19 protein-coding genes and 2 pseudogenes are annotated in these 20891 nt (G+C 32.7%); 7 read left to right on the top strand and 14 right to left on the bottom strand.

Going from position 1 to position 20891, the window contains the following annotated elements; translation table 11 throughout:
* A pseudogene (locus tag WBY99_RS02845) lies at positions 1-1444 on the top strand (hypothetical protein); the annotation flags it as partial.
* Between the two features lie 87 nt (positions 1445-1531).
* Here WBY99_RS02845 and WBY99_RS02850 read toward each other — a convergent pair.
* The 7 genes from WBY99_RS02850 to WBY99_RS02880 form a co-directional block, all read right to left on the bottom strand.
* Positions 1532-2236 carry a GLPGLI family protein gene (locus WBY99_RS02850; RefSeq protein ID WP_423974837.1) on the bottom strand — a complete coding sequence of 235 codons (705 nt, stop codon included), beginning with the start codon at positions 2234-2236 and terminating at the stop codon, positions 1532-1534.
* A 247-nt stretch (positions 2237-2483) separates the two neighbouring features.
* Positions 2484-2789, bottom strand: coding sequence for a 30S ribosomal protein S10 (rpsJ, locus tag WBY99_RS02855; protein ID WP_056035238.1), 306 nt, complete (start codon positions 2787-2789; stop codon positions 2484-2486).
* Positions 2790-2808: 19 nt separating this feature from the next.
* Complete coding sequence (gene fusA / locus WBY99_RS02860) at positions 2809-4926, bottom strand: elongation factor G (protein ID WP_423974838.1); 2118 nt, start codon at positions 4924-4926, stop codon at positions 2809-2811.
* Between the two features lie 6 nt (positions 4927-4932).
* Complete coding sequence (rpsG, locus tag WBY99_RS02865) at positions 4933-5409, bottom strand: 30S ribosomal protein S7 (protein WP_373708956.1); 477 nt, start codon at positions 5407-5409, stop codon at positions 4933-4935.
* A 25-nt stretch (positions 5410-5434) separates the two neighbouring features.
* Positions 5435-5848: a 30S ribosomal protein S12 gene (gene rpsL / locus WBY99_RS02870; protein WP_034718671.1), complete on the bottom strand. Its 414-nt coding sequence runs from the start codon at positions 5846-5848 to the stop codon at positions 5435-5437.
* 171 nt (positions 5849-6019) lie between these two features.
* The gene (locus WBY99_RS02875) at positions 6020-6412 is read right to left on the bottom strand and encodes a hypothetical protein (protein ID WP_423974839.1); all 393 of its coding nucleotides are present in this window, start codon (positions 6410-6412) and stop codon (positions 6020-6022) included.
* Positions 6413-6571: 159 nt separating this feature from the next.
* Positions 6572-6808: a hypothetical protein gene (locus WBY99_RS02880; RefSeq protein ID WP_423974840.1), complete on the bottom strand. Its 237-nt coding sequence runs from the start codon at positions 6806-6808 to the stop codon at positions 6572-6574.
* A gap of 555 nt (positions 6809-7363) precedes the next feature.
* Between WBY99_RS02880 and WBY99_RS02885 the strand changes: the two genes are divergently transcribed.
* The 4 genes from WBY99_RS02885 to WBY99_RS02900 all read left to right on the top strand — a co-directional run bounded on the left by WBY99_RS02885 (position 7364) and on the right by WBY99_RS02900 (position 12568).
* Positions 7364-8995, top strand: coding sequence for a leucine-rich repeat domain-containing protein (locus WBY99_RS02885; protein WP_423974841.1), 1632 nt, complete (start codon positions 7364-7366; stop codon positions 8993-8995).
* Between the two features lie 181 nt (positions 8996-9176).
* Positions 9177-10358 (top strand): nicotinate phosphoribosyltransferase, encoded by a 1182-nt coding sequence (pncB, locus tag WBY99_RS02890; protein ID WP_423974842.1) that lies wholly within the window; start codon positions 9177-9179, stop codon positions 10356-10358.
* A 56-nt stretch (positions 10359-10414) separates the two neighbouring features.
* On the top strand, positions 10415-11797 hold the full coding sequence (gene rmuC, locus WBY99_RS02895; RefSeq protein WP_423974843.1) for a DNA recombination protein RmuC: 1383 nt from the start codon (positions 10415-10417) through the stop codon (positions 11795-11797).
* A 6-nt stretch (positions 11798-11803) separates the two neighbouring features.
* The gene (locus WBY99_RS02900) at positions 11804-12568 is read left to right on the top strand and encodes a TrmH family RNA methyltransferase (protein WP_423974844.1); all 765 of its coding nucleotides are present in this window, start codon (positions 11804-11806) and stop codon (positions 12566-12568) included.
* A gap of 50 nt (positions 12569-12618) precedes the next feature.
* On the opposite strand, the gene WBY99_RS02905 is transcribed toward WBY99_RS02900, so the two are convergent.
* On the bottom strand, positions 12619-12858 hold the full coding sequence (locus tag WBY99_RS02905) for a hypothetical protein (protein WP_423974845.1): 240 nt from the start codon (positions 12856-12858) through the stop codon (positions 12619-12621).
* 171 nt (positions 12859-13029) lie between these two features.
* Here WBY99_RS02905 and WBY99_RS02910 point away from each other — a divergent pair, with 171 nt between their 5' ends.
* The gene (locus WBY99_RS02910; protein ID WP_423974846.1) at positions 13030-14187 is read left to right on the top strand and encodes a hypothetical protein; all 1158 of its coding nucleotides are present in this window, start codon (positions 13030-13032) and stop codon (positions 14185-14187) included.
* Positions 14171-14755: a hypothetical protein gene (locus tag WBY99_RS02915; protein WP_423974847.1), complete on the top strand. Its 585-nt coding sequence runs from the start codon at positions 14171-14173 to the stop codon at positions 14753-14755. The genes WBY99_RS02910 and WBY99_RS02915 overlap by 17 nt, the downstream gene beginning before the upstream one ends.
* Here WBY99_RS02915 and WBY99_RS02920 read toward each other — a convergent pair.
* From WBY99_RS02920 to WBY99_RS02945, 6 genes and pseudogenes are all read right to left on the bottom strand, one after another.
* Positions 14692-15279 carry a 5-formyltetrahydrofolate cyclo-ligase gene (locus WBY99_RS02920; RefSeq protein ID WP_423974848.1) on the bottom strand — a complete coding sequence of 196 codons (588 nt, stop codon included), beginning with the start codon at positions 15277-15279 and terminating at the stop codon, positions 14692-14694. The two genes, WBY99_RS02915 and WBY99_RS02920, sit on opposite strands and share 64 nt — an antisense overlap.
* 178 nt (positions 15280-15457) lie before the next feature.
* Positions 15458-16810: a rhodanese-related sulfurtransferase gene (locus WBY99_RS02925; RefSeq protein WP_423974849.1), complete on the bottom strand. Its 1353-nt coding sequence runs from the start codon at positions 16808-16810 to the stop codon at positions 15458-15460.
* Positions 16811-16922: 112 nt separating this feature from the next.
* Positions 16923-17747: a KilA-N domain-containing protein gene (locus WBY99_RS02930; RefSeq protein WP_423974850.1), complete on the bottom strand. Its 825-nt coding sequence runs from the start codon at positions 17745-17747 to the stop codon at positions 16923-16925.
* A gap of 60 nt (positions 17748-17807) precedes the next feature.
* Positions 17808-17984: a DUF6804 family protein gene (locus WBY99_RS02935; protein WP_423974852.1), complete on the bottom strand. Its 177-nt coding sequence runs from the start codon at positions 17982-17984 to the stop codon at positions 17808-17810.
* An 18-nt stretch (positions 17985-18002) separates the two neighbouring features.
* Entirely contained in the window at positions 18003-19577 is a 1575-nt protein-coding gene (locus WBY99_RS02940; RefSeq protein WP_423974851.1) for a DndE family protein, read from the bottom strand.
* Positions 19558-20891: pseudogene (locus WBY99_RS02945) on the bottom strand (DNA sulfur modification protein DndD); the annotation flags it as partial. The pseudogene WBY99_RS02945 and the gene WBY99_RS02940, both read right to left, overlap by 20 nt.

Genomic DNA, 20891 nt, shown 5'->3' on the forward strand with positions numbered 1-20891 from the left:
CCTTTGGTCTGATGAACCTACGCCAAATTTTCTAAATGATTTTCAAAAATTAACTTCAAAAATAAAAGAAAAATCAAACGACGAATTTTGGCAGATCGCTGATGCTTATCTTTCATTTTTACAAAAGGATTATCAAAAAAGCTCGGAACTTTTAACCCAAATAAAAACAACCAACCCGGAATACATTACTGAAATCGACCGCATGAAAATGCTGAACGACATTGTGTCACAACCAAAAATTACCACGGAATTTGAAGATCATTTGATGTCCACCTATCCAAAACTTTTTACTGATATTACCGAAGGTGAAAATGATTCTCCTTATCATTATGAAGAAAATCATTCCTCGACACAGGATTTCATACGAGATATTTTGGCCAACCGTTATTTTCTTCAAGGCGAAGAAGGGAAATCCTTTTTAATGAGTAACAAACTTTCTGATCTTCAATATAATCCCAATTCAAGTTTAGTAAAAAGCGTGGAAAACTTTTACAAGAAACCAAATAAGTCAACGCTTGAACAGACAATTATTGCGAAGAATATTGATGATATTGGAAATATTGACGCATTCTTCAATGTGATCTATGGCGACCGCGAAATGCGATTGGCAAATTTCGAGAAAGCTAAAAATTTCTATGAACAGGCAAAAAGTTTTGCAGGAATTCCAAGAGTTGAATATGACTGGAAAGAAGGTGAAAAACCGGAAACCAAAAAAATTAAATATGGTGATTCTTATAATGGATTCGATCACATATCTTCTTTAATTTTTGGTCATAATATTTGGGAAAGTTTTGAAAGTCCGGAAAGTAAAAGTATGAAATCAGAAAGTTTCTCGGGATTCCCTTTCATTAAAAAAGAAATGAATAAGTTGGAACTTGCGGAAGCACTTCTACAATTACAAAAAACAGGAAAAGGAACCGATGAAAAAGCATCACAAGCAAATCAGTTGATTGGGAATCTTCTGTACAATACTTCAATCCTTGGTTATTACCGGGAAGTTTTCGTGATGGATGTGGATAATGCAGACAGTCCGAAATTTCATTTTTACAATACCGATCAGCCTGTTTTTAAATATTATTATAAAAACTTTACCTCGACGAGTTTTATAGAACCTGACAATTTTGATCTGTCAATTGGATATTACCAAAAGGCACTGAACTTAAGTAAAGATGCGGAACAAAAAGCCAGAATCCTTTTCCAAATGGCGAGTGCAGAACAGGGCAAATATTATCAGTACGAACAAAAACAATCTTACGATTTAAGATATGATGATCCGGATTATGACCGAAAGCAAGCAGCGTATGTTCGAAGTTTGGATCAAACCAAAAACCAAAAATACCGAACGTACTTCGCGGAATTGAAAAAGAATTACAGCACTACGCAAACTTCAAAAGCTTTGCAGGGAAGCTGCTCTTATTATGATCATTTTATGAAAAGACAGTAATAACGAAAAAGAATTCAGGCGATTTCTTTTTTGTTGTATTGGTTAAAGATTAACTTCAAAAAGAGTGTTTAGAAAATAATTTAGTTTTTAATCTTCAGGAAAAAGCTCTAAAGGATTTTTATTTTTCTCTTCTGTTCGCTGTTGATCATTAATTTTCTTTTTAGCTTCAGGAGAATAAACCACCCCTAATTCTTCCCATTCTGCAATCATATTATGTTTTGCATTTTTCCTGATTTTTCTAAACTGATCAATAGAATTAAGTTTTACAACATCTGTATTTTGTTCAACATATAACTCCTTATTAAAATCGATTCCTAAAAATTTGAATGCATGATGTTTTTGAGTATCATAGATTTCTAAAATAATGCCAGGAAGTCCTCTGAAATTCATTGGTCCATCATTTAGTGGTAAATCTAAAGCATACCACGCTTCCCATGTTCTGCCGCCAAAATCTAAGAAGTCAGTTTGACGTTTATAACCTCCAATTATTCTAGATTCCTTTCCTAAAGTCCATTCATTTTTCGGATAGTTTCTCGGATAAATATATATTTTGGTATTCACATCATCTTGGATCAGGATTGACTGAGGATTCTTAAAATATACAAATTGATAAGACGACTTTGGTAATTTCATTGCCAATGCTGATAGCGCAGAAAAGCTTTTATCTTTCACAGAATTTATAATGGAGTCTCTTTGAGATTTATATAAACTTCTAAATACAGATTTGCCATTTTCTGGCTCAATGGATAAAACAAACGGTTCGCTTTGAAAAGTATTTTTATCGTTCGCCATATCATACAACGCGACGTATTGATTGCACTTCGTTCGCAATGAAAGAAAAAGATATAGTGTAGAGCGCGACCGGGATTGATGAAAAGCAAAACTTTTGTTGCTCCTAAAAAAACTTTGTCAAAGATTTGAAACTTTGACAAAATAGAATAAAAAAATCCGCTCTCTTACGAGAACGGATTTAGTATAGTTGCAAAGTTTGATTTGCGCTAAAGACTTCCGACTTCCATCATCGATCTTCCGACATTTATCATACTTTAATTTCTACGTCAACTCCTGAAGGTAACTCTAATTTCATTAGAGCATCTACAGTTTTAGAAGAAGAAGAATAGATATCCATCAATCTCTTGTGAGCAGAAAGTTGGAACTGTTCTCTTGCTTTTTTGTTTACGTGAGGAGATCTCAACACGGTGAAGATTCTCTTATTCGTTGGCAAAGGAATCGGTCCGTTTACAACAGCACCGGTCGCTTTTACCGTTTTTACGATTTTCTCAGCAGATTTGTCTACTAAACTGTAATCGTAAGATTTTAATTTTATTCTGATTCTTTGTGACATTTTGATCTAATTTAAATAATTAACCTCTTGCTTTTTCGATTACTTTTTCAGCGACACTTTGTGGGGCTGCTTCGTATTTTTCGAATTCCATAGAAGATGTTGCTCTACCTGAAGATAGGGTTCTCAATGAAGTTACATATCCGAACATTTCAGAAAGTGGTACGAAAGCTTTGATTACTTTTGCATTGTTTCTGTCGTCCATACCGTTTACAGTTCCTCTTCTTCTGTTAAGGTCACCTACGATATCTCCCATGTATTCTTCTGGAGTTACTACTTCCAATTTCATGATTGGTTCCATGATTACCGGTTTCGCTTTTTTACCTGCTTCTCTGAAGCCCATTTTTGCTGCAAGTTCGAAAGATAGTGCATCTGAATCCACTGCGTGGAAAGATCCGTCTTTCAAAGTTACTTTAATTCCTTCTACTTCAAATCCTGCTAAAGGACCGTTTTTCATAGATTCTTTGAAACCTTTTTCTACCGATGGAATAAATTCTCTTGGAATGTTACCACCTTTAATTTCATTTACAAATTCTAGACCTGCTTTACCGTCTTCAGTTGGACCTAACTCAAACTGAATATCAGCAAATTTACCTCTACCACCTGATTGTTTTTTGTAAACTTCTCTATGGCTTGCAGTAATTGTAAGGTTTTCTTTGTATTCAACTTGAGGTTCACCTTGGTTCACTTCAACTTTGAATTCTCTTCTCATACGATCGATCAAGATGTCAAGGTGAAGTTCACCCATTCCTGAAATAATCGTTTGACCTGAAGCTTCGTCAGTTTTCACTTGGAAAGTTGGATCTTCTTCAGACAATTTTGCCAAAGCATTCCCCATTTTATCCTGATCTGCTTTTGTTTTAGGTTCTACTGCGATACCGATTACTGGATCTGGGAAAATCATCGATTCTAGAACGATTGGGTGCTTCTCATCACACAAAGTATCTCCAGTTTTAATATCTTTAAATCCTACCGCTGCACCAATATCTCCTGCTTCAATATATTCTACAGGATTTTGTTTATTAGCGTGCATTTGGTAAATTCTAGAAATTCTTTCTTTGTTACCTGATCTTGTGTTTAACACATAAGAACCTGCATCAAGTCGTCCTGAATATGCTCTAAAGAATGCTAATCTTCCTACGAAAGGATCGGTAGCAATTTTAAATGCTAAAGCAGCAAATGGATCTTTTACTGTAGGATGTCTTTCAACTTCCTCATCAGTTTTTGGATTGGTACCGTAGATTGCTTCTTTATCCATTGGTGAAGGTAAGTATTTACATACTGCATCCAACATAAACTGTACTCCTTTATTCTTGAATGAAGAACCACAAGTCATTGGGATAATCGACATATCGATGGTTGCTTTTCTCAAAGCTGCGTTGATTTCGTCTTCTGAAATTGAATCTGGATCTTCGAAGAATTTCTCCATCAAAGTATCATCATAATCAGCAACTGCTTCAACTAGTTTTTCTCTGTATGCATGAACATCCGCCAACATATCTTCCGGAATTGGAACTACGTCGAAAGTAGCACCTTGAGTTTCATCATGCCAAATAATAGCACGGTTTTTAATCAAATCTACAACTCCTTTGAATGTTTCTTCAGCACCGATTGGTAAAACGATTGGAACTGCATTAGATCCTAACATTTCCTTAACCTGGTTTACAACCATAAGGAAGTCAGCACCTTGTCTGTCCATTTTATTTACGAATCCCATTCTCGCAACATTGTAATTGTCTGCCAATCTCCAGTTGGTTTCTGATTGAGGCTCTACACCGTCAACCGCCGAGAATAAAAACACTAGACCATCTAATACTCTTAAAGAACGATTTACCTCAACCGTAAAATCTACGTGCCCTGGTGTATCGATAATATTAAAGTGGTATTCGTGAGAATCTGCCGTAGGCTGTCCTTCAAATCTTGGGAACACCCATTTACAGGTTGTAGCTGCAGAAGTAATCGTAATACCTCTTTCTGCTTCCTGCTCCATCCAGTCCATTTGTGATGAACCTTGGTGAGTTTCTCCTAATTTGTGAGTTTTACCTGTGTAAAATAAAATCCTTTCTGTAGTGGTGGTTTTCCCTGCATCAATGTGCGCAGCGATACCAATATTTCTTGTAAACTTAAGATCTCTTGCCATTTCAGATTAGAATTTAAAGTGTGAAAATGCTTTGTTCGCTTCAGCCATTCTGTGAGTGTCTGTTTTCTTTTTGTACGCAGCACCTTCTTCTTTAGCAGCAGCGATAACTTCAGAAGCTAATTTCTGAGCCATTGACTTATCGTTTCTTGCTGTAGAATATTTAATTAACCATTTCATCGCCATAGAAATTTTTCTATCAGCTCTAATTGGCATTGGAATCTGGAAGTTTGCACCACCAATTCTTCTTGATCTCACTTCTACGTGAGGCATAACGTTAGTTAAAGCATCTTTCCAGATTTCTAGAGCTTCTTTTTCGTTATCTCCTTTTTTGCTTTCTACGATATCTAGTGCGTCATAGAAAATTTTGAATGCGATTGATTTCTTACCATCAAACATCAAATTGTTTACGAATCTTGTTACCAGTTGATCATTAAATTTCGGATCGGGTAACAACGGTCTTTTTTTCGCTTTTGTCTTTCTCATTGTTTCGTTTCTTAAAAATTAATGATTACTTTTTCTTACCTTTTGCAGGTGCTGCAGCTGCTTGACCTGGTTTTGGTCTTTTCGCTCCGTACTTCGATCTTCTCTGGGTTCTTCCAGCTACTCCTGCGGTATCCAAAGCTCCACGAACAATGTGATAACGTACTCCCGGTAGGTCTTTCACCCTTCCGCCTCTAACCAATACTATCGAGTGCTCTTGAAGATTATGTCCTTCGCCCGGGATATAGGCGTTAACTTCTTTACCGTTTGAAAGTCTTACCCTTGCAACTTTTCTAAGTGCAGAGTTAGGTTTCTTAGGTGTGGTAGTATATACTCTTGTACATACCCCTCGTCTTTGTGGACAAGATTCAAGGGCGGCCGATTTGCTCTTCTTGGCAAGCGAGACTCTTCCTTTTCTTACTAATTGTTGAATAGTAGGCATTAAATTGCTTTTTATTTTAGGGGGCAAAAATAAGAAATTATTTTGAATTAGCAAACCGCATTTTAGAAATATTGAAATTTTGCAAAATAAAGAAAGTTTTATTCAAAATTATAAGTTATTAGAAATAGCTATTTTACTGAATAATAAAAGATTTCTATGATTAAAATCTCACTAAACAAATAGTGTACTAAAATAAAACTTAGTTTCTTTATTCATATCTTTAATCATCGTTAAAGCAAAATAGCCAATTCTAAAAACTGCTAACACGATACAAATCCACATAAATAATGAAGTTTGCCAAAATGATTTTGCAGCAATCGACTCATTATTATGAATTAATTCTAAATCTGAAAAGGTTACTATTGGATAATTTCGATTAAAATTAATTCCAGATTGCGCCAAATCGTAAGTAGGAACTGGAAATTTTTGATCGATTTTGAAAGTGTAACTTTCATTGCTTTTCAAATCAGCAAGAATACTTATAGGATTTTGAATCAGTGAAACCTTCTTGATTTCTAATTCAGGATTGCCTTGATTATCAATAACAATCGTGAGGCTTTTCACGAATAAATCTTGTAATTCAAAGTGATTATTCCGCTTCGAATTTAATTGAAAACTAGCGGCTGTTTCAAGAAGTTGAGTTTATTTAGTTCTATAAACCCTCGTTTTTTCAACCAAAATATTGGCTTCTCTTACATAAAAGTTGGGGGCTGAAATTTCAAATTAAATTCCATCAATAACTTGTTTTTTCTTGAAGGCAATTTCAACTTTAGTTTGTTTCTTCTTAGAATCGAAAGTTGTTTTCTGTTCGGAATCCTTTAACTCAATATTCTGAATTGCGATCGAATTATTTTTATTGAAACCAACTTCTAAAACATTAATAGGAAGTGAATTTTTATCAATAAAATCGAATTTAATAAATCGATAATTATTCAAAGGAAAAGAAATAACATATTCCACAGCGGTTTCCCCAACTTCATTTTAAATCAGTCAACGATTGATTAAGCATCAAACTGAACCACTCCTTTTCATCATTACTTCCGCTAATGCTGTATTTTTTATCAACATCGGTATTGGCGATTTTCAGGATTAAATAATCTAAATCTTGTTGTTGATCATTCGAAATAATAAGTAAAAAACGCCAATTTTCCAGTACTATTTTGGCTGAGATTTTCTACCAATTCATTCGTTGGAAGTTTGTAAAAAAAAAGATATTGTGTTTATAATTTTTGTTTGAAAGTATTTTCTTTAGAAATAATTAAAGAAAATTACATCTCTACTGTTAATCCAAATGCTAATTTTTAACGCAAAAACTCGCAAAGCTTTTGTTGACAAATATGCTGCTTTTCACTATTTTCTTAAGTCCGCATTATAAATCGCTACATGATAAGATTAATATTTTGTCCATCAAAAAAATAAAAACTTCCTTTATTCCGAAAATTTATATATTTTTATTTTTTTTAAATCTCCCTATCATCTTTTAATTTATATTTGCTCAATTAATAATACCATTTAGTGAAAAAAATTCTATTCTTTATTCTTCTCTCTAGCTTTTGCTTTGGACAAAACTGGAGTATTTCTTTTGCTGAAAGATCTTCCTTAATCAATCTATTTAATAGTACCAACGGTGAAAACTGGAGTACAACATGGGATTTAAATAAAGATCCTAAATATTGGTATGGCATCAAAATTAAAAAAGGAAGCGTCACTGAAATTAACCTTCGTGGAAATGCTTTGAAAGGAAATTTTCCAGTTTCAGTTTCTAGTTTAACAAAACTTGAAAAGCTCGATTTAAGTTCGAATCAATTAACTGGCGAAGTTTCTACGGCGGTTTCAGGATTAAGCACTTTAGTTCGCCTGGACCTTAGCAATAATCGATTTACAGGTGATCCAACTGCTGCCATTTTACCTCTTTCACAACTTCAGGAAATTTCGATCGGTAATAATGAATTTGTTTTTGGAGATATCGAAACTTTTCTACAAAACTTCCCGAATGTGCAAGTTCTCGATTTGGCTCATATTGGTTTAAATGCCGTTCCACAAAAGGTGTCAACTTTAACAAAATTAGAATCTTTGAATTTGAGCAACAATCTAATTTCGCAAAAATTCAATTATCTTTCAACATTAAGCACTTTAAAAGAATTAAATCTTTCGGGAAATCAGTTAACAAAAATCCCAACAGAACTATCAACGCTTAACCAATTAAACATTCTTGATTTAAGCAATAATACCATCTCGCCAAGTTTCACGGCACCTTTAGCACAATTAAAAAATTTAGAATGGCTGTCTTTTGCTGGAAATCAAATGCTGAATTTTCCGCCGCAACTTTCGCAATTAACGCAATTAATTCATCTCAATTTTTCTGATAATCAAATTTCTGGTGGCTTCGAAAACTTAGGTGGTTTGCAGAATTTAGAACAAATTTATTTGGATAAAAATTTAATTTCTGGAGCTTTCCCATCTTCGCTTCTTCAACTAAAAAAACTACAAATGTTGTCCTTGAATGGAAATCAACTTTCGGGTGAAATACCAGAAACTATTCCTGCACTGACTTTTTTAGAAAATAATCGATTTACGAAACAGGACATCAAAACGTTTTTACTGAAAAATAAATCGCTCGCAGATTTCACTTATTCGCCACAAAGATATGATGAGCCAAAAACTGTTTTTGCAAGCATGGGAAGTGCTGCAACTTTATCGCAATCCCTTTCTGGCAATGATTATCAATACACTTGGTTTAAAAATCTAGGTCAGAAAACCAATCTTACTTCAGAAAAATATTACATCAGCAATGTTGAACAAGAAGACTTTACCCATTACACTTGTGAAGCGTACTATTTCGAAGTTCTACCAAAAGAACTGATGGAAATTTCTTTCTTTCGGGAACCAGTAACTTTAGAAGACGATTTGGGAACCCACGAAGTTAAAACAGATTTAATGGTGTACCCGAATCCAGCGAAAGATTTCATTAACATTAAAACCGCCAAACTCGATATTGAAAAAATATTCATCTTTGATTTAAGTGGAAAATTAATCATGACCGAAAAATCGAAAAAAATAAACATTAATCATTTACCATCAGCAACTTATATCATTTCTATTAAAACCTCTACACGTTTGAAATCATTTAAATTCATCAAGCTTTAATAGAAAACAACAATCGCTAGAATAAGAATAATAGTTTTTGCTAATCAATCGAACTTGGAAAGCGAATTTACGTTCAGTACCTTTGAGCCTAAGTAAAAGCTGATGAACAATTAAAAAAAATGTCTTTTGAAGGCAATTTTTGTTTTTGAATATTTACATTTGTTTGAATATATAATAAGCCATGATTGAAGTTCGTCTAAAATCAATTCTCGATAATGATTTCTATAAAATCACGATGCAAAATGCGGTGATAAAACTTTTTCCGAATGAGAAAGTAAAATACCAATTCATCAATCGTGGCAAACATCATTTTCCTCCAGGATTCGCAGAAGAATTGAGAAAATCGGTCAATGCAATGGCAGAACTGAAATTGACGAAAGATGAAAAACAATTCTTAAAAGAAACCTGCCCTTATTTAGATCTTCCTTATTTAGATTTTCTTGGAGGTTATCATTATGACCCCGCCGAAGTTCAAATCACACAAACCGAAAATTCTTTGGAAGTTACCGTAGAGGGCGAATGGTACAGAACGATTTTATGGGAAGTTCCTATTTTGTCTTTGATTTCTGAATTGCATTATGAAATGAATCACATGGAGCGCAATTCTAATAAAGAGGTTATTCAAACAACTTTAGAAAAAGCCGATCAACTCAATATTCTTGGCGTTACATTCGCTGAATTCGGCACGCGAAGAAGACATTCTTATAAAGTGCATGATTTGGTGGTAGAATCATTGGTTAGAAACAATGTGTCGGGAAATTTCATCGGAAGTTCAAATGTTCATTTTGCCATGAAATATGGCATAAAACCAATCGGAACACATGCGCATGAATGGTTTATGTTTCATGCCGCAGAATATGGATTCAAAATGGCAAACGCCCTTTCACTCGAACATTGGGTAGATGTGTATCGTGGGGATTTGGGAGTTGCACTTTCAGATACTTATACAACTGAGGTTTTCTTTCAACAGTTTGATAAAAAATTCGCAAAACTATTTGATGGCGTTCGGCACGATAGCGGTGATCCTATTGACTTTGCCAATAAAACCATTGAACATTATCAAAAAAATGGAATTAATCCACTCTTCAAATACATTATTTTTTCTGATGGATTGAATCTGGAAAAAGTAGAAGAAATCACCAAAGCTTGCAAAGGAAGGATCGGGATTTCTTTCGGGATTGGTACCAATTTAACAAACGATGTCGGATTAAAACCAATGAACATTGTAATGAAACTTATTGCCGCGCAATCAATTAATGGCGACTGGATTCCTACTGTAAAACTCTCTGATGAACACGGCAAATACACTGGAGATCCGAAAATGATAGAATTGGCAAAGGAATTTTTGAGAATAAAAAACTAAAAATTTATCTTATTTCTATCGAAGTAAAATCAACTTAACTTTTGTATTTTTGAAAAATGGATTTCACATCTATTTTTATCGCTTTACTATTCGGTGCCATTTTCGGTGCGGTCATTTTGTATTTTGTTTTAAAAGCTTCTCATGTTCCGAGGAAATTTTCAGATGATTTGAATCAGAATTTCATTAAAACTGATGTCGATTTACAAAATTCAAATATTAAAATCACAGAACTCGTCGCCCTTAATTCCGAAGCAAATTCAGATATCAAAAAATTGCAAAATGAAAAGCAGGATTTGATGGTGCTAAAATCACAACTCGCTGCACAGAATGAAAATCTCCAAATTCTTATGGAAAACCAGAAAGTGGAAATTATAAAAATGCAGGAATTGGCAAAAAATGAATTTCAAATTTTAGCCAATAAAATTTTAGAAGAAAAATCAGAAAAATTCACAGAACAAAATCAGCTTCAATTAAAGACAATCCTCCATCCATTACAAGAAAAAATAAACGATTTCGAGAAAAAAGTGGAAAATACACACAAAGAAAGTATTGATTACCACGCCGCATTACGCCAACAAATTATTGGTTTACAAGATCTAAATAAGCAAATGAGCAAAGAAACCTTGAATCTCACCAAGGCCTTAAAAGGCGATAATAAGATTCAGGGAAACTGGGGCGAATTGGTCTTAGAAAGGGTTTTAGAGAAATCTGGTTTAGAAAAAGGCCGAGAATACGAAGTTCAGAAAAGTCACAATACCGAAGAAGGTCGCTTGCAACCAGATGTTGTCATCAACTTACCCGACGGAAAAAAAATGATTATCGATTCTAAAGTTTCACTTAATGCTTATGAAAGATTGATTAACGAAGAAATTGAAGAACTGAAACCAACGCATTTGAAAGAGCATGTTCTCTCTTTGAAAAGGCATGTCGAACAATTAAGTAACAAAAATTATCAAAGTCTTTATCATATTGAAAGTCCCGATTTTGTCTTGCTTTTTGTACCAATAGAACCAGCTTTTGCAATTGCATTAAATGAGGACACTTATCTTTATAATAAAGCTTTTGAGAAAAACATTATCATTGTTACCCCATCAACTCTTTTGGCAACTTTGAAAACCATCGACAGCATGTGGACTAATCAAAAGCAACAAGACAATGCCGTAGAAATAGCCAGACAAGCGGGTGCTTTATATGATAAATTCGATGGATTTGTTGCCGATTTATTGAAAATTGGCAAGAAAATGGAAGAAGCAAAAATAGAATATGAAGGCGCAATGAATAAATTGGTAACTGGGAAAGGAAACATAATTACTAGTGTTCAACGGTTAAAAACCATGGGTGCGAAAGCTAAAAAATCTTTGCCAGAAAATTTAATTTCAAGAGCAAATCTTGGCAATCAAGTGCAGTTAGATATTGAAGAAGAACAAAACCTGAATTAAATAAAAATGATAGAGAGTTTTCAAAACGAAAAAATAAAATACATCACTCGTTTGATGACGGATAATCGCTTCCGAAAAAAAGAAGATGTTTTTCTGGTGGAAGGAAAGCAGGAAAATGAGAGAGCTTTAACATTCGGCTTTATCGCTCAGGAATTTTATATCGCAGAAAGTATTTTTAATGAAAAATTACCAGAAGGAAAAGTTCATCTTATTTCAGAAAAAATATATGATAAAATTGCCTATCGAGGTTCTTCGGAAGGAATTATTGGTATTTACAAATCAAAGACATTTGATTTAAAAGATTTTAATCCCAAAGAAAACTCATCTATAATGATCGTCGAAAGTATTGAGAAACCAGGAAACCTTGGTGCAATATTAAGAAGTTGTGAAGCGTTTGGAATCGATGCTTTAATTGTGACTGATGCAAAACTAGATTTCTATAATCCCAATGTTATTCGATCAAGTGTAGGTTGTCTTTTTGGCATGAATATTTTCAATTCTAATAATGATAAAGTTTATGCATTTCTCATTGAAAACGGTTATGCAATTTACACTACTATTATGGATAAAGAATCTGACAATATTCAAGCAAGAGATTTAAAAGGAAAAAGCGCAATTGTATTTGGAACAGAACATTCTGGATTAACAGATTTTTGGATTGGAAAAGGCAAGAACACTATTATTCCAATGGCAGGAAGTATTGACTCTTTGAATTTAAGCAACGCCGTTTCCATTTGTTGTTATGAAACTTTGCGTCAAAAAATGGAATAAAAAAACCGCTTCTCAAAGAGAAACGGTTAATTTGTACTAGTAGTTACTAATTATTTAGTAGCTTCTTCTTTAGTAGCTTCAGTAGCAGCTCCTTCTACTTTCGCAGCAGCGTCAGTAGTAGCAGTAGCAGCAGAATCAACAACAGCAGCAGCAGAATCAACTACAGTAGCAGCAGAATCAACTACAGCAGCAGCGGAATCAGTAGCGTTAGCAGTTTCTACATTTTCAGTTTTGTTACAAGCTACAAGAGCTAAAGCAGCGATAGCAGCTACGAATAATGACTTTTTCATAATAAATTAAATTTAATTGTTTGTTTTAATACTAAATTGGTTCATCTAATTGAACAGGACAAAGATAGGGTGAGAAATAAATTTGTATTGGAAAATTAATTGTAATATATTTGTAAAATGATTTTACAAAACAACATTACTGAAAATCAACAAATTACATAAAATTAGCAATTGAGCGATTTAGATCTATTACACTTCGAACAGCTAAAAAATGAGGTTCAAACTCAATATTTAGTTAACCATACTCCTTCTTTTGATCATATTTCAAAGTGGAAGGGTATTGATATTATTTATTTTCAAGAAGATTTAAGAAAATATGCCAAAGGAAATATTAGTGAGAAAACATTTTACACTTATTTTAAAAACTCACCAGTTACCAAACTTCCTAGAATCGATATGCTCAATATCCTCAGTGTTTATACGGGTTATGTCTCTTGGTACGATTTCAAAAAGAAGCATCTTTTTGCCGATGAAATTTTAAAAGAATCAGAAGAGACCAATGAAAATTTAGCCGGAGAATTAGAGAAAGTCATTGAAAACACAGAAAATACCGAGCAAGAAACCAGAAAAGATATTCTAGTCCAAAAACCATTAAAAACAACGGCTGAAAATTCTAATTTACAAATATCTACTACTGATAATCAGAACACTAATACAAATAAAGGAGTTTTCTCCACTTACGATACAACTGAACAAAAATCCACAATATCCATTGTAAAAAAATATATTTGGCTTGGTATTTCTGTTATTTTAGCAGTTTTGGTAGGCCTTTTAGTATTCAAAGAGGAGCTCTTTAGCAAAAAATTCTATTATAGCTTTGTTGATGCCGATCGAAATTCAAGAATTAATGCTGAATTACAAGTACAGATTTTGAAAGAAAATGAATCACCGATTTTATACACTGCAAAACCTAATGAAGAATTTGTTTATACTACCAAATCTAAGACTCTAACGATGGTCGTTTCTTCGCCTTATTATAAAACAGACACGATACAGCGGAATTTAGAAACAGCTCCTGAAAAAGAAACCATAGAGTTAAAACCCAATGATTATGCGATTATGCTTTTCTATTATTCAAAATCGATAAAAGATTTGAAGAGAAAAAGGGAATCGTTAAATTATCTCATTAGTGACAACGCTCTAATTTATCAAGTATATAATAACGAAACCTACGGCGTAGAAACGATGGATAAACAGCGATACATCAACTTGGTGACCTTACCTTCAACATCGCTGGAAAACCTGGAAGTTATTGACACAAAGAATGATAAGAACAACAAAATAATTATGATTAAATTTAAAATTGCCACCGATGAAAAACCAAAATAAAATAGTATTTTCTCTAATCACTTTACTTTTTCTTACTTTTTCTTGCAATAAAGAAAACAAACAAATATCTGATTTAGAGATCGTTAGAAATAACAATAATAAAAAATCTTATCCAGTAACTAAAATGGATAGCGCGCAAGCCATTGCCTCTATTACGAAACAAAAAATCCAAGAACTTCTTGATTTATCCACTTTATACACTGCGGGGAATCGAGATACAGAAATCGATTCCGTAATTTATGGGCAGATGAAAAGGTATTTTGTAGATCAAAATTCTAATAATTTGAGCGCACTCCTTTTGCAATTAGATAGTCTTAAAGTACAAAGTGCAAAAGTGGGAGATATTTCTGTTACTAAAGAAATTAGAGGAAATGACACTTTAGATCTTGCGAAATTTCATGTAGACTATTTCGATTTTAAAAATCGATTAATTGGTTCTTATGAAAAGAATGCGCAATATGTTCTAAAGCAATCACCAGTACAATTTCAAAAGGAATTTAAATTTTACTTCGTAGATTTTGATTCTAAATTACCGAAAGACAGCACTTCGGTTGGCATCACCAAATAATCTAAAGGAATATCTTCTTTCCAAACATCATCAATTTTTTCTTGAGGTGAGAAATAATTGATCCCGATTTTCAAAGTTTTTGAATGGATGCTTTTAAAAAAATCATCATAAAAACCTTTTCCGTAGCCTACTCTATTTCCTTTTGCATCACAATAAAGCAAAGGCGTAATGACAAACTCAAAATCTTTTTCTCCAGAATCTTCATTGCTTTCAGGTTCCAAAATTCCCCATAAATTTTCTATTAAAACCGAATTTTCCTTTAATTCTACTGAAATTAATTTATTCTCAACAATTTTCGGAACAAAAACACGGATTTTATTTTTAAAGAAATAGTTAATGAAAATATTCGTATCCATTTCATTCAATTTTTTGATAGGCAAAAACAAATGAACCAATTGATTTTCAGAAGGTTTGAAATAAAATATAAATTGATTGAAAATTTCTTCAGATAAATTCTGAACCTCATCTTTCGACAAGCCTTTTCTTTTTTCAAGATATAATTTTCTGATTTCAGATTTTTTCATGCTCAAATTTATAAAAAAATAGCGTTCCTCTGGAACGCCAATTTTATAACTATCTATTTTCTACACGTTTTCTACACAGATAAAACTCCTCCGGAGTTTCCCCAAACAACTTAACTTCAGTTTTAGTTCGTGCATTATACTTTTTACATCCTACTTTTCACATTTTACCTTTAACAATTTACCCTAAAATCTTATACAATTTATCCGACAAACGAATTCTAAATGGAAGTTCAAAAGTGATTTGATCTCCTATTTTAGCCGATTCGCAAGAATTTCCATTCACGAAAATTTCAGTAATCGTAACTTCTTGTTCGCCGGTTGTTGGTCCGGAAATCAGCACTTTATCGCCAACTGAAAGTTCTTTTTCAATTAAAAACTGTGCGATTTTCGATTTGGTATAATAATGTTCGGCTTTTCCAATCAAAGTTTTTTTGATGGCAATTTTCTGACGGATATTTTTTGTTTCCGCTTTTGCTAAAGGTTTTTTGGGTAAATCGCCAGAGTTTTTAAAGGTCAGAGAATCAGATTTTCCTTTTCTGAACACTTTATTTCCAACCTGCAATCCTTTTCTTAATTTAATTTGTTCATTTTCAGGCAAATGCGTTGTTTCTAAACATTCCGTAGAACAACAATTTTCCATCGCATCTTTGCAATCGTCGCATTGAATAAACAATAAATGACAGGCATCATTCGCACAATTGGTGTGATTATCACAAGGTTTTCCGCATTGGTGACATTGCGAAACAATATCGTCAGTAATTCTTTCGCCTAAACGATGATCGAATACAAAATTCTTTCCAATGAATTTACTTTCAATATTTTCTTCTTTAGTTTGGCGTGCATATTCGATAATTCCACCTTCTAATTGGAACACATTTTTAAACCCTTGATGTTTGAAATAAGCACTCGCTTTTTCGCAACGAATTCCGCCTGTACAATACATGAGCAGATTTTTGTCTTCTTTAAAATCTTGCAATTGTTCGTTGATAATCGGCAAACTTTCCCGAAAAGTTTCCACATCTGGCGTAATTGCGCCTTCAAAATGCCCGACTTCACTTTCGTAATGATTTCTGAAATCGACGACAATTGTATTTGGATCTTCTAATAAATTATTGAATTCCTGGGCTTTCAGGTGAATTCCTTTATTCGTCACATCGAAAGTTTCATCATTCAAACCGTCGGCAACAATTTTATGTCGAACTTTAATGGTTAATTTTAAAAAAGAATGATCGTCTTGCTCAACTGCAACGTTTAACCGAATTCCTTTCATAAAATCGTAAGCTTCCAAGGTATCACGAAATTCTTCTAAATGATCTGCAGGAATACTCATTTGAGCATTGATTCCTTCGTGGGCAACATAAATACGACCAAGCGCATCGAGTGCGTTCCAGGCAATAAATAATTCGTCGCGAAATTTTTTGGGATCTGAGAGATTGGCGTACGCATAGAAAGACAAAGTAAGGCGTTGCTTACCAGCTTCATCAATAAGTTGAGCTCTTTCTTCTGCGCTTAAAGTGTTGTACAGTTGCATGCTATAAACGGTTTAAGGGAGAAAATTTTTGCAAAGATAGGGAAAATGTGCGAGGTGAAAAGTTCAAAGTTCAAAGTTCAAAGTTCCAGGTTCCGAGTTCTATACTTCAAACTTACTTCAGTTTTTTAATACTATTGCTTTCCAGCAACGATTTTATTTGGGTAATTGCGACTTTATTGAGTTCGATTAATCGTTCACTTTGAGGCAAATCTTTTCTGATTAATAATGCATTAATGCTTTCTATATTACTCAATACTACCAATTGCTCAATCGTTGCTTCATCTCTGATATTACCTTTGGTTTCGGGATTTTGTTCTCGCCATTCTTTTGCAGTAATTCCAAAAAGAGCCACATTCAACAAATCGGCTTCGTTGGCATAAAGAAAAGCGGCTTGCTGTTTTGTAATTTCTTTCGGAATTAAATTTTCTTTGATGGCATCGGTATGAATGCGGTAATTGATTTTAGAAATGGTTCTTTGTAAATTCCATTCTAATTGGTTTCGGTTACTTTCATCGTCTTTAAGACGTTGGAATTCTTTAATCAGAAAAAATTTGAATTCAGCACTTAACCAAGTCGCAAATTCAAACGCTATATCTTTATGGGCAAATGTTCCGCCATACCTTCCTGTTTTTGAAACAATACCAATTGCATTTGTAGATTCAATCCATCGTTTGGGTGTTAGAGAAAAACTGTTTGAACCTGACATACTTTTAATTCCATCGAATTCGATGGAATTAAAACCAGCATTATTAAACTGTTCCCATAGACCAATAAATTCGATTGTGCTACGATTACGCATCCAGTTTTGCAAGATGTAATCGCTTCTTTCCGAATCCCTATACCTTGCAATATCGGTTAAAGAAATATAATCTTGTTTATTATCCTCATAAAGAACAATATCAACTTGCTGTACTGTGATTTTTTTATTCTTTGCCATCTCAGATGTTTTTTAATTCGACCAATCTCGATAAATTTAGAATAAGCAATTTACAAAAAATCAGGGTTTCTTTTTGAATAGGCTAACAAGAAGTCCGAGCGCAACTACAACATCTACAATATTCCAAATCTCTCTTCCTAAAGCGATTTTGAAAAACGGCTGGAATAATAAAGCCAGAGCAATAAAAATGAACATTTCGGTTTGCTTGTTTTGCTGATTCGATTGAAATGCTAAAATTCCAAAACTTTCTGAAGATTACTCATTATCTTCGAAGGTTTTCCACCATTGTCTTAATGTTATTATTTTTGGTTCACCAATATTTATTAATCCTTTACCTGAATTTAATTTCTTGATTTCTGTTTCAAGTTTATACTTACTACTTGGTGTTCCCACAAAATTACTGATTGCTTTATAATCTTTATTTTGAATATTTAAACAAATTGGTAATTTGACCTGTGAAGCAAAATCAAAATCTTTTGTTTTATAATCTTCAACACCTTGAGAAAGCATAACAACAATAACTCCTTTTGATCTTAAAAGCCTTAATAAATCTTCAAGTCCTTTTCTTGCATTTTTGTTTTTCAAATAAACATGTGCTTCATCAATCACAATCACATATCGAACTGGAAAAATATGGTCTTTGGGTTCGCAGTCATTTGTTGAACTAAAATAAGAGTTAAAATATCTTAGTAAAAGAAATACTACCAATTGTCTTAATGTATCTGAAAGAGCAGGTGGCAAGTTTAAATACAAACTCTTGCTTAATACATCAGGATTGTTTGGATCACAATTAAAAATATTAGTAGATAAATCTCTTATTACAGAATATAAAGTATCTTGTCTAATTCCATTTTCTTCGTAGTAATTTTCCAGATCTTCAAAAAGCTCAGCAATTGTAGGATATGAGCCATTTTTTCTGTCAAGTAAATCGTTGATTAAACTTATCAGAATATTTTCTTGACTAATACCCATTCTTGGAACAAATGTAGAAATGGTATCTACAAATGCTCGAATACTAAAAGGTCTTTGTCTTTCATCTAAATTAATTGATAAAAAGGGATTGAAATCAACTCCATCATCATTGACTATATCCACAAATTCTGCTTTGGTCGCTTCTAAAAAAGATTTCAACTGTTCTGGATTTCCTTCTCCTTTATAATCAAAAAATATAAATTTTAATTCGTTATTTGAGTTTTTGGAAATTTGATAAAGAATATCTTTTATAAGTTGGGTTTTCCCAGAACCAGCCATTCCTGCAATTGCAATATTTCTATTATCAAATTCTCGTAGATCATTAATCTTTATAACAATCGGTTCATCATTTTCTGATTTCCCAATTTCAAATGATAATAATTCTTGAAATTCTTTAACTTCCGATTTCTTTATATTGGTTGAGATATGGGTAGTATTTGATCTAAGAGTTAATCCTTTTTTGATATGTTTAAGCAAAGTATTTATGTGATCACCTTTAATAATATCTCCATTTTCTACACTTTCATTCCATATTTTAAAACCTTGGCTTAAATGACATTTGAATAACTTTATGAACTCGTCCTCAAAAGTGTTTTTATTATAATGTTGATCCAATATTGATTTGAAAATCATAAGGTTGGATGTATCATTGATAAATGTTCCAAAAAGAGATTTATCATCTCTAAATTCTCTCCCATCAGATTTCGGGATAATTTCATTTTCCAAATCAAATCGTTTACCTGTTTGCAAACTTAACGCAAATGCAATACGAGGAGTAATTCCCTCATTTTTGAAACCATATAAACTCTTTAGGCTATATAGTATTTCATCATTTTCTTTACTTAATGTTATTCTCATAATTATGGAAATAGCCGTTTTTTAAATTAGTATTTGCACCATCATTTACCAATAAGTAAGATTTTGCAATGTGCTCTAATATATCTTTAAATCGTTTAGGTGTAATCTCACTGTTAGTTGAAAAAAGAACAACTTGTTCCGATAAAGCAGGATAATATTTTTTAGTAATACTATCTCGGTGTTCTTCATCAAGTCTTCCTAAAGGTGTGTCAATGAAAATTGGCAAATTTTGAATAGATTCATTAAGAATGGCTTTTATTAAACACGAAATATAAATCTGTTTTTCTCCAGATGATAAACTCTCCTTTCTGATTTCATTATCATCTTGGTCAAGTAATGTAATTTTCATTCCTTGTCCGGAAGCTAAAATTGTTACTTTGACATCTTCAATGAATTTTTTGCTATTTCCTTCACTTGAAAGCTTATGCATTAAAGCCTTTAATTCAATAAGAATTGTTTTTTCTAAACTATCTTTATGTTTACTCTTTTGTTCTTCTAAAAATGTATTGAGCGTATCAATATATTTTTCTGTTTCTTTAATTTTTAATTTATTTTGAGCATTGATATCTACCTTATTTCTAAGTGTTACAAGCTCTTGATTGAAACGAGTTATATCTTTTTTTAGCTTGACAATCTGTTGATTGTTTTCACCAATTTTTCGATTGTCCAAAGTAATGTTATATTCTGCTGTTTCTTTTTCAGCCAAATATTCCAAAATAATGTCATCTTCTAAATCAGCATCAACTTTACTCAATATTTTTGCTAATTCGGATTTTCTTAAATTTATTACATTGAATTCCTCAATCGTACTTTGGAATAAATCGCTCGATTGAGAATTTACAAGATTTATAGCATCAAAGATTAAATTTTTTTCAGCATTATTTAAATCATGTTCAAATTCCAATTCTTGATAATCGCTTTCAAAGTTGTATAGCTCATTTCCTAAACGTTTTGCTTTTTCATAATAAAAACTCTTATCCCTGAAAGACATTGCCGAATTTTCTGGATCAGGTGGCTTGTTGAAAAGTAGTTCAATAAAATTTTCTATTTTCTCTGAATTTTCTTTTGATGATTTTTGAGAAATTTCATTGATATCTTGAATTGAAATATGTTCTTTAACTTCCTCTAGTTTTCCAGCTAAAATTGTCAAAGGAATAACCTCACTTAATTCGGTAAATCTTTCGCTAAGTTCTATTTCTTTTGTTTTTAGCTTTTCTATTTCAGAAATTATGGCTTCTCTATCAAAATTTGGATTTCCTTGTTTACTGTTTTGAGAAATTAAACTATCAAATTTTCTAATTTCTTTTTTTAGTT

The sequence above is a fragment of the Kaistella sp. genome (assembly GCF_049588135.1).
GTDB lineage: Bacteria > Bacteroidota > Bacteroidia > Flavobacteriales > Weeksellaceae > Kaistella.

What these genes read in the sequence shown, in the direction of transcription:
- rmuC (WP_423974843.1), top strand. Translation starts at nt 10,415, where the DNA reads ATGGATTTCACATCTATTTTTATCGCTTTACTATTCGGTGCCATTTTC.
- rpsL (WP_034718671.1), bottom strand. Translation starts at nt 5,848, where the DNA reads ATGCCTACTATTCAACAATTAGTAAGAAAAGGAAGAGTCTCGCTTGCC.
- WBY99_RS02850 (WP_423974837.1), bottom strand. Translation starts at nt 2,236, where the DNA reads ATGGCGAACGATAAAAATACTTTTCAAAGCGAACCGTTTGTTTTATCC.
- WBY99_RS02905 (WP_423974845.1), bottom strand. Translation starts at nt 12,858, where the DNA reads ATGAAAAAGTCATTATTCGTAGCTGCTATCGCTGCTTTAGCTCTTGTA.
- rpsG (WP_373708956.1), bottom strand. Translation starts at nt 5,409, where the DNA reads ATGAGAAAGACAAAAGCGAAAAAAAGACCGTTGTTACCCGATCCGAAA.
- WBY99_RS02940 (WP_423974851.1), bottom strand. Translation starts at nt 19,577, where the DNA reads ATGAGAATAACATTAAGTAAAGAAAATGATGAAATACTATATAGCCTA.
- WBY99_RS02920 (WP_423974848.1), bottom strand. Translation starts at nt 15,279, where the DNA reads ATGAAAAAATCTGAAATCAGAAAATTATATCTTGAAAAAAGAAAAGGC.
- WBY99_RS02900 (WP_423974844.1), top strand. Translation starts at nt 11,804, where the DNA reads ATGATAGAGAGTTTTCAAAACGAAAAAATAAAATACATCACTCGTTTG.
- rpsJ (WP_056035238.1), bottom strand. Translation starts at nt 2,789, where the DNA reads ATGTCACAAAGAATCAGAATAAAATTAAAATCTTACGATTACAGTTTA.
- WBY99_RS02925 (WP_423974849.1), bottom strand. Translation starts at nt 16,810, where the DNA reads ATGCAACTGTACAACACTTTAAGCGCAGAAGAAAGAGCTCAACTTATT.
- pncB (WP_423974842.1), top strand. Translation starts at nt 9,177, where the DNA reads ATGATTGAAGTTCGTCTAAAATCAATTCTCGATAATGATTTCTATAAA.
- WBY99_RS02930 (WP_423974850.1), bottom strand. Translation starts at nt 17,747, where the DNA reads ATGGCAAAGAATAAAAAAATCACAGTACAGCAAGTTGATATTGTTCTT.
- WBY99_RS02915 (WP_423974847.1), top strand. Translation starts at nt 14,171, where the DNA reads ATGAAAAACCAAAATAAAATAGTATTTTCTCTAATCACTTTACTTTTT.
- fusA (WP_423974838.1), bottom strand. Translation starts at nt 4,926, where the DNA reads ATGGCAAGAGATCTTAAGTTTACAAGAAATATTGGTATCGCTGCGCAC.